The sequence below is a fragment of the Burkholderia sp. RF4-BP95 genome (genome assembly GCF_001521985.1).
Taxonomy (GTDB): Bacteria; Pseudomonadota; Gammaproteobacteria; order Burkholderiales; family Burkholderiaceae; genus Burkholderia; species Burkholderia diffusa.
In genome coordinates this window covers 22,488-35,527 of sequence record NZ_LOSX01000073.1, presented here as the reverse complement: position 1 = coordinate 35,527, position 13,040 = coordinate 22,488, and the positions used below count along the sequence as shown (strand labels likewise).

The following is a 13,040-nucleotide window of genomic DNA, read 5'->3' as shown; positions in this document are numbered from 1 at the left end:
ACTCTCGTCCGATACAAAGCAGATGACTCCGCACGAGGGCGCTAGTGTAACAACTTGCGCGCATTTTTGCAGAATCGGAAAAAGAAAACCGGGATATGGCCGCATGAACTCACGATTATTTCGGATTCCTGCGAGTCATTCCCGGCGTGTTGTTTTATGATTGCGCGCGACGAGTCGCCGCGGTGTTACTGCGCGCCTTCAGTCCACGAATTCACGCGGTCCGCATGCGCCGCGATCCATGCATCGGCGGCCGCTTCCGGCTTCGAGCCGTTCTGGATCGCGAGCATCACGCTGTCGATCTCGCCCGGCTTCCACTGGAACTTCTTCAGGAACGCGACGACCGGCTTGGCCTTCGTTTCGAGCTGCGGGTTCACGACGCTGTCGACGTGCTCCGCGCCGCCGAACACCTTCTTCGGATCCTCGAGGAAGCGCAGCTTCCACTTCGCGAACATCCAGTGCGGCGCCCAGCCGGTCACGATCACCGGCTTGTTCGCGCCGACGGAGCGCGACAGCTCGGCCGTCATCGCGCTGCCCGAGCTCGGCATCAGCGTGTAGTTCAGGCCGTAGCTCTTGATCGCTTCGTCGGTCTTGCGCATCACGCCCGCGCCCGCGTCGATGCCGACGATCCGGCCGCCGAAGCTGCTTTTCTCGGCATTCAGGTCGTCAATGCTCTTCGCCTTCACGTAGTCGGGGACGATCAGGCCGATCTTCGCGTCGGGGAAATTCGCGCCGAGATCGACGACCTTCGCCTTGTATTCGCCCCAGTAGGAACCGTGCGTGACGGGCAGCCACGCGGACAGCGTCGCGTCGAGATCGCCGCGCGCCACGCCCTGCCACATGATCCCGGCAGCGACCGGTACGAGCTGGACCTGGTAGCCGAGCTTCTTCTCGATCACGCGGGCCGCGACGTTCGACGTCGCGACGCTGTCGTCCCAGCCTTCGACGTAGCCGATCTTCAGCGTGGGCTTCGTATCGGCGAGCGCCGACGCGCTCAGTGCCACCATCGCCGACAGTGCGCCGGTCCACAACAGTTTGCCGAACAACTTCATGGTCGATCTCCTTGAAATGCGCACCGTGCGCGTTGTCTCTCTAGGTTCTTCAACCACAATTCCGCGGTATCGTTGTTTTCCGACGGATGCTTGTCCGGACGCGACGCGTCGCGGCCGGACGAGCGATGGCTTGTTTTGACTACTTGTCGATCACCAGATCCGACAGCGGCTTGCTGCAGCACAGCAGCACCATCCCCTGATCGATCTCGCGCTGGCGGATGCCGCCGTTGTGCTTCATCTCGACCTGCCCCGACACGAGCTTCACCTTGCAGGTGCCGCACATGCCCTGCGTGCACGACGCCGGCAGCCGCACGCCCGACTGGCGCGCCGCGTCGAGCACGTGCTGCTCCGAGCCGCACGAAATCTCGCGGTTGCTCTTCGCGAAGCTGACCGTGTATTGCTTCGTCTCGGCGTCCGCGCCGTCGGCGGCCGGTACGAGTTCGGCGAGCACGTCGTCGCTCGCGGTCTGCGCGAGCGTTTCGAACGAGAAGCTTTCCTCGTGATACTGCTTGCGATCGAAGCCGGCTTCGTCGAGCAGGTCGCGCACGGCCTTCATGTACGGCGCGGGGCCGCACGTGAAGATCTCGCGCTCCATGAAATCCGGTGCGATCAGCTTCAGCAGCGGCAGCGTCAGGAAGCCCGTGACGCCCGGCCAGTTGGTGCGTGCACCGACGCGCTCGACGACGAACGACGTGCGGAAGTTCGTATGGTTCGATGCGATCAGATCGAGTTCGCGCGCAAAGATGATGTCGTCCGGCGTGCGTGCGCTGTGCACGAACAGGATGTCGCGATCCTCCGCGAGATCATGGTGCGCGCGGCTCATCGACATCAGCGGCGTGACGCCCGAGCCGGCCGACAGGAACAGATACTTGCGCGCCGGATGCCGCGCGCACGTGAATTCGCCGGCCGGGCCGAGCACGCGCACCGCCGCGCCCGGCTGCAGGTTGTCGTGCAGCCAGTTCGACACCTTGCCGCCCGGCACGCGCTTGACCGTGATCGAGATCGTGTGCGGCCGCGCCGGCGACGACGAGATCGTGTAACACCGGTTGATCGTCTCGCCGTCGATGTCGAGCTCGAGCGTAATGAACTGCCCGGGCTCGAACGAGAACGCACGGCCCTGCGGCGAACGGAAGAAGAAGCTCTTCACGTCGTGGGTTTCCTGCCGCACGTGGCAGCACACCAGCGTTTCCTCGACGTCGCTCGTCCAGCGCTCGGGGAGCGCGCTCCAGAACGCCGGGTGCGTAACCCGGCTGTCCGCCGGCTCGAAATTGGCCGCATCTCGCATCATGTGTGACTCCGCTTGCTGTTCCGCTGACTACTACGCGCCGGTTTTTTCGGCGAGCCGGCCGATGTACCAGGCCGAGAATTTTTCGACGAGACCTTCCGTGTACGGCGAATACGGGCCCGGCTCGTACGCGCTGCTGGTCGCGCCGCGCTGCGAGAACTCGACGAGCGCGCGATCCTGGTCGTTGGTCGCGTTCCACACGGCCGTCAGGTTCTTCACGTCGTAGTCGATGCCTTCCTTCGCATCCTTGTGCACGAGCCACTTGGTGCGCACGAGCGTCTTGCCGGCCGACAGCGGAATCACCGAGAACGTCACGATGTGATCGCTCATGAAGTGGTGCCACGAGTTCGGTTGCGTCCAGAACGACAGGCCGCCGAGGTCGGCCTGGTCGAACTTGCCGAGCAGCTTCTTCGATGCGACCTTCGCGTCGAGCGTCTGCGATTCGCCGTGGCGGTCGAGCGGCAGGCGCTGCGTGCGGAAGCCCGTCACGTCGAGCAGCTTTTCGATTTCGGCGGACGGCAGGCCCATTTCGGCCCACTCCTTGCCACGGCGCACGCAGGTTTCCGCGAATGCGTCCATGCCTTCGGCGTTCGCTTCGGAGCGCTGGTAGCCGAAGCCGTATTCGTACAGCGAGATCGTCAGCTCGGGATGGTTCGCGACGCAGTGATAGCACTCGCGGTTGTTCTCCATCGTGAGCTTCCAGTTGCCTTCCTCGATGATGTCGATCTGTGCGGCGATCTTCGTGCTCGGCAGATCGTGCGGCAGCAGATACGGCTCCATCTGGGCGCGCAGCTGCGCGAAATCGACCGGCGGCTCCTCGGCGAGGCAGATGAAGATCAGGCCCGCGAGGTTCTGCACGTGCACCGACTTCAGGCTGTGCTTGCAGCGGTCGAACTTCTCGCCCATGTGCTCGGCGAACATCAGCTGACCCGTCAGGTTGTAGGTCCAGCTGTGGTACGGGCACACGATGTTGCCGACCGAGCCCTTGTCCTCGTTGCACAGACGCGCGCCGCGGTGACGGCACACGTTGTGGAACGCGCGGATTTCCATGTCGTCGTCGCGCACGATCAGGATCGAGTCGCTGCCCAGTTCCACGGTCACGTAGTCGCCCGGCTCGGGAATGTCCGGTTCGACCGCGACCTGGATCCAGTGCTGGCGGAAAATCGCCTCCATGTCGAGGGCGAAGATTTCCTCGCTCGTATAGAACGGCGCCTCGAGGCTGTAACCTTCCTTGCGTCGCTCGATCAGTGCGCGAATGTCTGCCGATACTTTCATCGTTTGCTCCGGATTCCTTGCGTCCCAGTGTGGTTGCCGACAGGCATCAAAATCAGTAGTCGATGAGCTGATGCTCGCGCAAATACGCGAGGATCACTTGTGCTTTTTCGACTGAACTCCCTTCATTTACGACGTTGCCGCCGCGGCTTTCGGTCGTCGTCGCCGACAGCATCCGGGCATGCCCGGAGCGCTTCTCGGCGGCGACCAGCTTTACGGGTTTACGCTCGATCGGGCCGACCTTCCACGCGGCGGCATCGGCATCCGCGCTGGTCGACGTCAGCGCCGGGCGGATCGCGCCGGCCCGCAGCCGCGCATACGCGTAGCGCGGCGCCACGTTGGCGAGCGGATGGACCGCGACGACGGCGGGCAGCGCCGCGTCGACGCGCCGCCGCAACCCTTTCGGCAAGAATTGCCGGACCGCCGCGCGGCCGCCGTCGACCGTCACGTCGACGGCCGACCCGACGAGCGGATAGCCGAGCGTCGCGGCGACGCGATACGGCAGCATCCCGGTGTCGTACGCGCCCTCGGCGCGGGTGCCGGTCAGCACGAGGTCGTAGCCTTCGACGCGCGCGGCGAGCGCATGCGCGGCATCGTCGCCGTCGTGGCAGGCCAGCACCTCGACCTGCCGCGCACCGAGCGCGAGGTATTCAGCAAGCGCTTCATTCGCGGGGTCTCCCGCATGGAGCACGTCGAGCTGCGCGCGATGCCGCTCCGCGAGCTGACGGCCGACCTCGAGCGCGGCCGCGTCGTTGCGGCTGTAGCGCGCGGTGCCGCTGACCGGGTGCCGGCCCACGGAGACGAGCACCGCGATGCGTTGCAACTGGCGGGGGGCGTTCATGCTGCGACTCCTTCGGATTCACGGGCGCCGACCGCGGTCGGCGATTGTCCGCGCGACGCGCGTGCGGCCTGCACCTGTTCGATCAGCGCGGCGATCGTCGCCTGCGCGTCGCCCACCACCGTCAGGTTCGCGCGCTTCGCGATCGGCGCGCTGCCGTCGAGGTTGACCGCGATCACGTGACGGCAGTCCTTGATCCCCTGCAAGTGCTGCACCGCGCCCGAGATGCCGAACGCGATGTACACGCTGGCCTCGACCGTCTTGCCGGTCGCGCCCACCTGCTTGTCGCGCGTGAAGTGACCGTTGTCGACCGCGACGCGGCTCGCGCCGATCGCCGCGCCGAACGCGCCGGCGAGCCGCTCGAACGCGCCGATGTCGGACACGCCGTTGCCGGCCGACACGATGAAGTCGGCTTCCTCCAGCGCGACTTGCGCCGCGTCGATTTCCTCGAGGCCGAGATCGCGGTACGGTTGCGCCGCGTCGCGGGCCGGGCGGATGAAGTCGGCGGCCAGGCGCTCGCCGGCGCCTACGAACGGCAGTTTCGCTTCGACCGCGTTTTGCGCGAGCAGGATCACGTCGGGCAAGCCGCGCGTCGCGAACGCACGACCGGCCTGCGCATACGCGCCGACATGCTTCGCGTCGATCTCGACCACGTGGGTCGCGACGCTCGCGCCGGCGGCCGCCGCGTAACGCCGGCCGAGATCGCCGTCGCCGGTCGCGTTGTCGGGCACGAACACGTGCTTCGGCGCGAGCGCCGCGGCACAGGCCTGCAATGCTTGCAATTCGCTTTCGGGCGCGAAGGCGCGACGGTCGAAGTCGGCCAGCTCGATCAGCTTGTCGACGCCGAGCGCCGCTGCGTCATCCTTTAGTTCACCGAACGCCAGCAGCGCGACTTCCGTCTGCGCATCGGCGAGCACCGCGGCGGCGGCGATCGCCTGCCGTGCATGGTCGTCGAGCGCGCCGCGCTCGGTGTGCGCCACCACCAGCATCACGTGCTTCGGGTCCTGCACCGTGCGGCGCGGCTTCGCGGCCGCGGCGCCGTGACCATGCGCGGACCACTGCGCGGCGCTCGCATCGGCGCTGCCTTCCTGGCCCAGCGTGATGCGCTTCAGGCCCGCGGCCGTGATGATGAACGGCCGGCGCGGATCGATTCGTTTGATCGTGTTCATCGATTCACTCCAGCGAGGCGGCAACGAGTTCGGCCACGTCGAGCACGTCGGGGCGCGGGCCCACGACGCCTTCGAGCATCGCCGTGCAGTTCGGGCATCCGACCGCGACCACGTCCGCGCCGATGGCGCGCGCGTCGGCGATGCGGATGTCGGGAATACGCTGCTTGCCCGGGATGTCGGTCAGCGGCGCACCGCCGCCACCGCCGCAGCAGCGGCCGCGCATGCCGTTGCGCTCCATCTCGACGACCTGGATGCCGATCGTCTTCAGCAGCTTGCGCGGCGATTCAGTCTCGCCGTTGTAGCGGCCGAGGTAGCACGGGTCGTGATACGTGGTGCGCTTCTCGCGCAGCGCGTCGACGGCCTTCGGCGCGATCTTGCCGCTGTCGGCCAGCTCGGCGAGGTACGTCGTGTGATGCTTGACTGTCACGCGCAGCCCGAGCGCGCGGTATTCGTTGCGCAGGCTGTGCATCACGTGCGGGTCGGCCGTCACGATCTGCTTGTACGACAGCGAGCCGAGCGTGCCGATCAGGCGCTTCGCCATCTGCTGGAACGTCGCTTCGTCGCCGAGGCGGCGTGCGACGTCGCCGGTGTCGGTCTCGGTCCCGCCGAGCACCGCGTAGTCGACGCCCGCCTTGTTCAGCACCTTCACGAATGCGCGCAGCGTGCGCTGGTAACGCATGTCGAACGCGCCTTCACCCGCGACGAACAGCACGTCGACCGGCTTGCCGGGTTGTGCGACGGGTGCGTTCAGGTCGACCGACCAGTCGTAACGCGCAGCCGTGTCGTAGCCGCCCATCGTGCCGGTCTCGCGCAGGTTCGCGAGCACTTCCTGGCCCTTGCCCGGCACCGTGCCGTGCACCAGCGTGCGGTTGCGGCGCATGTCGACGATCGCGTCGACGTGCTCGATCAGCATCGGGCACTCCTGCACGCAGGCACGGCAGGTCGTGCACGACCAGAGCGTCTGCTCCTCGATCAGGCCGGACACGATCGGGCCGTTCGGCTCGCCGCGGTGCTGGCCGACCGCGAGGCCCGGCGTCGGGCTGCCGGCGTACGCGGCGTCGGTGCCGCCCGCCATGCCGACGACGAGATCCTGGATCAGTTTCTTCGGGTTCAGCGGCTGGCCCGACGCGAACGCGGGGCACGCGGCTTCGCACTTGCCGCACTGCACGCACGCATCGAAGCTCAGCAGCTGGTTCCAGCGGAATTCGACCGGCTTCGCGACGCCATACTCCTCGTGCTCGATGTCCGGCAGCTTCAGCGCGGTCGGCGGCGTGGCCGTGCCGTTACCCGTGAACGAATCGCGGGTGGCGGCGAAACGCTCCTGGCGCGGGTGGAATGCGAGGTGCAGCAGGCCGGCGATCGCATGCTTCATCGGGCCGCCCTTCGCTGCGCCGACGGTCATCGTGAATGCGCCGGCGCCGATCAGCAGCGCGCAGAGCACCGCGAACGCACCCGACATCGCGCCGGTCGGCACGACCATGAACAGCACGAGGCCGAGCGCGAACGAGCCGAGCAGCCAGGGCAGCGCGTTCCACGGGCCGCGCGACAGGCGCGCCGGCACGTCCTTGGCCGCGCGGCGGCGCCAGACGAACACCACGCCGACGAGCATCGCGAGCGCCGCGAGGAAGATCAGCTTGTCGAGCCACGGCGAGTAGATCGCCAGGCCGTAGTTGACGAACACCAGCGCGAGCGCGGCGATCGCGCCGCCGGCGGTCGCGACGTGGGTCTTCGCGATGTACGGATCGCGGGCAACCACGTGGTGCAGGTCGACGAAATAGCGCTTCGGAATCGCGAACAGGTTCGCGACGCCGAACGAGCCGGGCGCCGTCGCGCGCCCGAGACGCCAGTAGGACGAGCGCTTCGCGACCGCGAACGCGAGCCCCGCCACCGACAGCCACAGCAGTGCGGTAATGAGGAAAGCCGGATTCATCTTTAGAAATCCTTGACGAGACGCAGCGAGTCGTAGATCGCACCGTGGACGTTGTGCATCGAGATGCAGTCGCCGACACGGAACAGCAGGAAGCGGCCGTTGCCCAGTTCTTCCGACAGGCACGGCTGCGGCTCGGCCGCGAACAGCGTGTGCGGATCGATCTGGCCGCGGTTCACGGACTCCGGCTTGAGCTTCCAGTACAGCTCGTCATTCGGCGACGAACCGTTCTCGATCACCACCTGGTCGACCGCGCGCTCTTCCAGTTCCTCGGTGTATTCGTTGCGCAGCACGGCGATCATCTTGCCGTCTTCCTCGTACACGCGATCGAGCATGGTGTTCGGCGTCGGGATCACGCCGAGCGCATACAGGCGGCGATAGAAGATCGGGAACGTCGTGCCGCCGCAATCGTCGGCCACCTTCACGTCGGGCGTCACGACCTCGACCTTCGAGCCGCGGCTCGCCATGAAGTCGGCCACGCCGGCGCCCGCATGGGTGCTCACGCCGTCGAACAGCAGCACGTTCTGCTTCGGCTCGACCTTGCCGGTCAGGATGTCCCACGAGCTGACGGCCAGCCCTTCGGCCACGCCCCAGGCCGGCACCTGCCACGTGAAGCTCGAACCGCCGGTTGCGAGCACGACGATGTCCGGCTTCTCGGCCATGATCATCTTCTCGTCGGCGGCGACGCCCAGGCGGCGATCAACGCCCAGGCGCTTCGTTTCCATGTCGAACCAGCGGATGATCCCCGACATCTGTTCGCGCTGCGGCGCCTTCGCGGCGATCATCACCTGGCCGCCCACTTCGGTGTTCTTCTCGAACAGCACCACGTCGTGGCCGCGCAGCTTCGCGACGCGTGCGGCCTCGAGCCCCGCGGGGCCCGCGCCGACCACCACCACCTTGCGCTTCGGACCGCGCGACTTCTCGATGATGTGCGGCATCGTCGCTTCGCGCGACGTCGCGGCGTTCTGGATGCAGAGCACGTCAAGGCCGTTGTACTGGCGGTCGATGCAGTAGTTCGCGCCGACGCACTGCTTGATTTCGTCTTCCCGGCCGTCGCGGATCTTGATCACCATGTGCGGATCGGCGATCTGCGCGCGCGTCATGCCGACCAGGTCGATCATGCCGTTCGCGAGCAGGCGCTCGGCCTGGCCCGCATCGCGAATGCTCTGCGCGTGCATCACGGGAATCTTCACCACCGACTTGATGCCGGCCGCGAGGTGCACGAACGGCTCCGGCGGCAGCGCCATCGGCGGCATGCAGTTGGCGATCGTGTTGTGCGTGTCGCCGCCCGACCCGACCACGCTCAGGTAGTCGATCAGGCCCGTCTCCGACATCGCCTGCGCGATTTCCTTCAGTGCCTCGTGATCGAGACCGTCCTCGTGGAATTCGTCGCCGCACATCCGCAGGCCGACGCAGAAGTCCTTGCCGACCGCTTCGCGCACGGCCGTCAGCACCTCGATGCCGAAGCGCAGACGATTCTCGAGGCTGCCGCCCCATTCGTCGGTGCGATGGTTCGAACGCTTGCTCCAGAACTGGTCGATCAGGTGCTGGTGGGCGGCGGAGATTTCGATGCCGTCCATGCCGGCTGCCTTCACGCGCTTCGCGGCCGCCGCGAAGTCGCCGATGATGCGGCGGATTTCCTCGATCTCGATGATCTTCGCGTTACCGCGGTGCACCGGCTCGCGCACGCCCGACGGCGACATCAGATGTGGCCAGTGCTCGCCGTGGAACGACGAGCGGCGGCCCATGTGCGTCGCCTGGATCATGATCTTCGCGCCGTGCTTGTGCATCGTGTCGGCGAGACGCGTGAGCGGGTCGATGATCTTGTCGTTCGACAGGTTCACCGACTTCCACCAGCCCTGCGGGCTGTCGATCGACACGGGGCTCGAGCCGCCGCAGATCGCGAGGCCGACGCCACCCTTCGCCTTCTCTTCGTAATAGCGGATGTAGCGGTCGCCCGGCAGGCCGCCCGGCTCGGCATACACCTCCGCGTGCGCGGTGCTGACGATCCGGTTGCGCAGCGTCAGCTGGTTCAGCTGCATGGGTTTGAACAGGTGGGGATAACGCATCGCAGGCGACCTCTGGCGTTCGAATGTCTCGTGTTGCGGGTGTTGTTGTGTTGCTGTGTCGTGATGTCAGCGCATCAGTGCGCGATCGGCGACACTTCGAAGACGCAGTGGTCGTGGTGCTCGGCCGCACACTGCACTTCCTTCGACTGCGCGCGCGGCGCGCCCTTGCCTTCCGGCGTCGTGTCGTTGACCCAGTCCATCGCGCCGGCGAACCAGCCCGCGAACATGTAGCAGAGCTTGCCTTCCTTGCCCGGCTGCTGGAGCACGAACGACGAGTGGCGCAGCTCGATCTTCGCGCGCGCGCTGGCCGGATCGGCCTCGATGATCGAGAACAGGCCCCAGCCGCGTTGCGACAGGCGCTTCAGGTAGTGCTCGAACACGGCCATGCCGGTCAGCCCGTGCAGCTTCGCTTCCTTGTCGCACCAGTGGTATGCGGACTTGTAGCCGGCCTTGTAGAGGATCTCGGCATACGCCTCGACGCCGAGCGCTTCCTCGACGGCGACGTGGTTGTTCGTGAAGAAGTGGCGCGGCACGTACAGCATCGGCAGCGCGTCGGTGGTCCAGACGCCGGTATCGGGATCGACGTTGATCGGCAGTTGCGGTTGCATCGTGGTGACTCCGTGAGGAAAAAAAGCCGCGCGGCTCGGGTCCAGGCGCGACATCGTCCGCGTGCCCGCGCGACAGGCGCCGGCACGTCCCGATTGTTCTTGTGTTGAATCGCGGGCGGCGGTTCGGTTCGGCGGACGCTTACGCGCCCCACACGTCCTTGAACACGCGCACCCAGTTCTCGCCCATGATCTTGCGGATGCGCGACTCCTTCCAGCCGTGGCGTTCCATCGCCGCGGTCAGGTTCGGGAATTCGCCGATCGTGCGGATGCCGTCCGGGTTGATCACCTTGCCGAAGTTCGTCAACTGGCGATAGCGGCCCTTGTCATGCGTCAGCATGTCGAAGAATTCCTTCGCGAAATCCTGCGTGAAGTCCGTGCCGATGCCGACCGCGTCTTCGCCGATCAGGTTCACGACGTAGTCGATCGCCTCGATGTAGTCGTCGATGTTCGCCTCGATACCGCGCTTCAGGAACGGCGCGAACATCGTCACGCCGACGAAGCCGCCGGCGTCGGCGATTTCCTTCAGCTGCGCGTCGCTCTTGTTGCGCGGATGTTCCTTCAGGCCCGACGGCAGGCAGTGCGAGTAGCACACCGGCTTCTTCGAGAACGCGATCGCTTCCGACGACGTGTTGCCGCCCACATGCGACAGGTCGACCATGATGCCGACGCGGTTCATCTCGGTGATCACTTCGCGGCCGAAGTCCGACAGGCCGCCGTCGCGCTCGTAGCAGCCCGTGCCGACCAGGTTCTGCGTGTTGTAGCAAAGCTGCACGACGCGCACGCCCATGTCGGCGAACGCCTCGATGTAGCCGAGGTTGTCCTCGAACGCGTGTGCGTTCTGGAAGCCGAGGATGATGCCGGTCTTGCCTTCCTTCTTCGCGCGGAAGATGTCGTCGGTCGTGCGCACGAGCGTCAGCAGCTCGCCGTTCTCGCGGATCTTCTGCTTCATCACGCCGATGTTGTCGACGGTCTTGGTGAAGTTCTCCCACACCGACACCGTGCAGTTCGCGGCCGTGATGCCGCCCTTTCGCATGTCCTCGAACACCGGCTTCTCGAACTTCGAGATGTTCAGTCCGTCGATGATGATGCTGTCCTGATGCAGCGTGCTCATATCTGTCTCTCGCTCCAGTGTTGTCGGTGTCGATCAGTAAATCGGGAAGCGCTCGCACAACGCGAAGATCTCGCGGCGCACGCGCTGTTCGGTTGCGTGGTCGCCTTCCGGGTTCGCGCGCAGCGCGTCGAACACTTCGAGAATCAGGCGGCCGATCTCGCGGAACTCCGCGACGCCGAAGCCGCGCGTCGTGCCGGCCGGCGTGCCGAGGCGGATGCCCGACGTGACGGTCGGCTTCTCGGTATCGAACGGAATGCCGTTCTTGTTGCAGGTGATGCCCGCGCGTTCCAGCGCCTGCTCGACCGGCGCGCCCTTCAGGCCCTTCGGGCGCAGGTCGACCAGCAGCAGGTGGTTGTCGGTGCCGCCGGTGACGAGGTCCACGCCGCCCGCCTTCAGCACTTCGCCGAGCGCCTGCGCGTTCGCGAGCACGTTGTCGATGTAGGTCTTGAAGTCCGCGTGCAGCACTTCGCCGAACGCGACGGCCTTGCCGGCGATCACGTGCATCAGCGGGCCGCCTTGCAGGCCGGGGAACACGGCCGAGTTGATCTTCTTCGCGATCTCTTCGTCGTTGGTCAGCACGAAACCGCCGCGCGGGCCGCGCAGCGTCTTGTGCGTGGTCGACGTGACGACGTGCGCGTGCTCGACCGGGTTCGCATGGCGGCCGGCGGCGATCACGCCCGCGATGTGCGCCATGTCGACCATCAGCTTCGCGCCGACGCTGTCGGCGATCGCGCGGAAGCGCGCGAAGTCCAGCGCGCGCGGGTACGCCGAGAAGCCGGCGATGATCAGGCTCGGCTTGTGCTCGTGCGCGAGCGCTTCAACCTGGTCGTAGTCGATCCGCATCGTGTCGCGGTTCACGCCGTATTGCACGGCGTTGAACCACTTGCCCGACAGCGCCGGCTTCGCGCCGTGCGTCAGGTGGCCGCCGGCGTCCAGCGACATGCCGAGCACCGTGTCGCCCGGCTTCGCCAGCGCGAGCATCACCGAGCCATTCGCCTGCGCGCCCGAGTGCGGCTGCACGTTCGCGTAGCCGGCGTTGAAGATCTGCTTCACGCGCTCGATCGCCAGCGCCTCCACCTCGTCCGCGAATTCGCAGCCGCCGTAGTAACGCTTGCCCGGGTAGCCTTCCGCATACTTGTTGGTCAGCACCGAACCCTGCGCCTCCAGCACCGCGCGCGACACGATGTTTTCCGACGCGATCAGCTCGACTTGCGACTGCTGGCGCTCGAGTTCCTTCAGGATGGCGCTGCGCACCGGCGCGTCGCGCTCGGCAAGGGGCTGCGAGAAGAAAGGCTGGGTGTTCGACATAGTGCGTCCGTGACGAAGAATAAAGGGCGTGTAACCGAAGCTCGAGGCCCGCCATACCTGGGTTTCCAGCGCATCCAGTGCAAGGCTGCCGACGGCTCTATTCTTGTCGTTCGGATTTTCGGCGGATTGATGAATTTAGACGCGTTCTTTGCCTTTTCCGCCATGCGCGTCCGTTTTGTACAAGTGACCGGTCGTGCTTTTTCAGATGACCCGGCAAACCGCCGCGTGTGGTTCATCCATGGACAGGCACTTCGCCGGTGCCTGCGCTGCGCGCCGAGGTGCAGCGCAGCCCGCTTACGGTGCAGTGCAGCATCCGCCTTGGGCCCATACAACGTATGGAGCTAGGGTTTAGCCGTATGGCACGCTTGTTGCGCTCGCTCACACAATACGGCAGCCCGATCCGT

General features: G+C 66.2%; 10 protein-coding genes. All 10 read right to left on the bottom strand.

What is annotated here, in order from left to right; genetic code table 11:
- Positions 1–185: 185 nt before the first annotated feature.
- The 10 genes from WS46_RS24520 to WS46_RS24475 all read right to left on the bottom strand — a co-directional run bounded on the left by WS46_RS24520 (position 186) and on the right by WS46_RS24475 (position 12,636).
- Entirely contained in the window at positions 186–1,049 is an 864-nt protein-coding gene (locus tag WS46_RS24520; RefSeq protein WP_059692033.1) for a glycine betaine ABC transporter substrate-binding protein, read from the bottom strand.
- 139 nt (positions 1,050–1,188) lie between these two features.
- Positions 1,189–2,337: a hybrid-cluster NAD(P)-dependent oxidoreductase gene (locus WS46_RS24515; protein ID WP_059692032.1), complete on the bottom strand. Its 1,149-nt coding sequence runs from the start codon at positions 2,335–2,337 to the stop codon at positions 1,189–1,191.
- 30 nt (positions 2,338–2,367) lie between these two features.
- Positions 2,368–3,609: an aromatic ring-hydroxylating dioxygenase subunit alpha gene (locus tag WS46_RS24510; RefSeq protein WP_059534190.1), complete on the bottom strand. Its 1,242-nt coding sequence runs from the start codon at positions 3,607–3,609 to the stop codon at positions 2,368–2,370.
- A 52-nt stretch (positions 3,610–3,661) separates the two neighbouring features.
- Complete coding sequence (locus WS46_RS24505; RefSeq protein WP_059692031.1) at positions 3,662–4,447, bottom strand: electron transfer flavoprotein subunit beta/FixA family protein; 786 nt, start codon at positions 4,445–4,447, stop codon at positions 3,662–3,664.
- Positions 4,444–5,613, bottom strand: coding sequence for an electron transfer flavoprotein subunit alpha/FixB family protein (locus WS46_RS24500; RefSeq protein ID WP_059692030.1), 1,170 nt, complete (start codon positions 5,611–5,613; stop codon positions 4,444–4,446). Before WS46_RS24500 ends, WS46_RS24505 begins: the two co-directional genes overlap by 4 nt.
- A gap of 4 nt (positions 5,614–5,617) precedes the next feature.
- A complete protein-coding gene (locus WS46_RS24495) occupies positions 5,618–7,543 on the bottom strand; it encodes a (Fe-S)-binding protein (RefSeq protein WP_059534184.1) in 1,926 nt (641 codons plus the stop codon).
- 2 nt (positions 7,544–7,545) lie between these two features.
- Positions 7,546–9,609, bottom strand: coding sequence for an NADH:flavin oxidoreductase (locus tag WS46_RS24490; RefSeq protein WP_059534183.1), 2,064 nt, complete (start codon positions 9,607–9,609; stop codon positions 7,546–7,548).
- A gap of 74 nt (positions 9,610–9,683) precedes the next feature.
- A complete protein-coding gene (locus WS46_RS24485) occupies positions 9,684–10,217 on the bottom strand; it encodes a DUF5943 domain-containing protein (RefSeq protein WP_006488993.1) in 534 nt (177 codons plus the stop codon).
- A 139-nt stretch (positions 10,218–10,356) separates the two neighbouring features.
- Positions 10,357–11,328 carry a dipeptidase gene (locus WS46_RS24480; protein ID WP_044844362.1) on the bottom strand — a complete coding sequence of 324 codons (972 nt, stop codon included), beginning with the start codon at positions 11,326–11,328 and terminating at the stop codon, positions 10,357–10,359.
- Between the two features lie 33 nt (positions 11,329–11,361).
- Entirely contained in the window at positions 11,362–12,636 is a 1,275-nt protein-coding gene (locus WS46_RS24475; protein WP_059692029.1) for a serine hydroxymethyltransferase, read from the bottom strand.
- Positions 12,637–13,040: the final 404 nt, after the last annotated feature.

Excerpts from the sequence above, each read along its gene's own strand:
- WS46_RS24475 (WP_059692029.1), bottom strand. The coding sequence starts at position 12,636 with ATGTCGAACACCCAGCCTTTCTTCTCGCAGCCCCTTGCCGAGCGCGAC.
- WS46_RS24495 (WP_059534184.1), bottom strand. The coding sequence starts at position 7,543 with ATGAATCCGGCTTTCCTCATTACCGCACTGCTGTGGCTGTCGGTGGCG.
- WS46_RS24500 (WP_059692030.1), bottom strand. The coding sequence starts at position 5,613 with ATGAACACGATCAAACGAATCGATCCGCGCCGGCCGTTCATCATCACG.
- WS46_RS24520 (WP_059692033.1), bottom strand. The coding sequence starts at position 1,049 with ATGAAGTTGTTCGGCAAACTGTTGTGGACCGGCGCACTGTCGGCGATG.
- WS46_RS24510 (WP_059534190.1), bottom strand. The coding sequence starts at position 3,609 with ATGAAAGTATCGGCAGACATTCGCGCACTGATCGAGCGACGCAAGGAA.
- WS46_RS24485 (WP_006488993.1), bottom strand. The coding sequence starts at position 10,217 with ATGCAACCGCAACTGCCGATCAACGTCGATCCCGATACCGGCGTCTGG.
- WS46_RS24505 (WP_059692031.1), bottom strand. The coding sequence starts at position 4,447 with ATGAACGCCCCCCGCCAGTTGCAACGCATCGCGGTGCTCGTCTCCGTG.
- WS46_RS24515 (WP_059692032.1), bottom strand. The coding sequence starts at position 2,337 with ATGATGCGAGATGCGGCCAATTTCGAGCCGGCGGACAGCCGGGTTACG.
- WS46_RS24480 (WP_044844362.1), bottom strand. The coding sequence starts at position 11,328 with ATGAGCACGCTGCATCAGGACAGCATCATCATCGACGGACTGAACATC.
- WS46_RS24490 (WP_059534183.1), bottom strand. The coding sequence starts at position 9,609 with ATGCGTTATCCCCACCTGTTCAAACCCATGCAGCTGAACCAGCTGACG.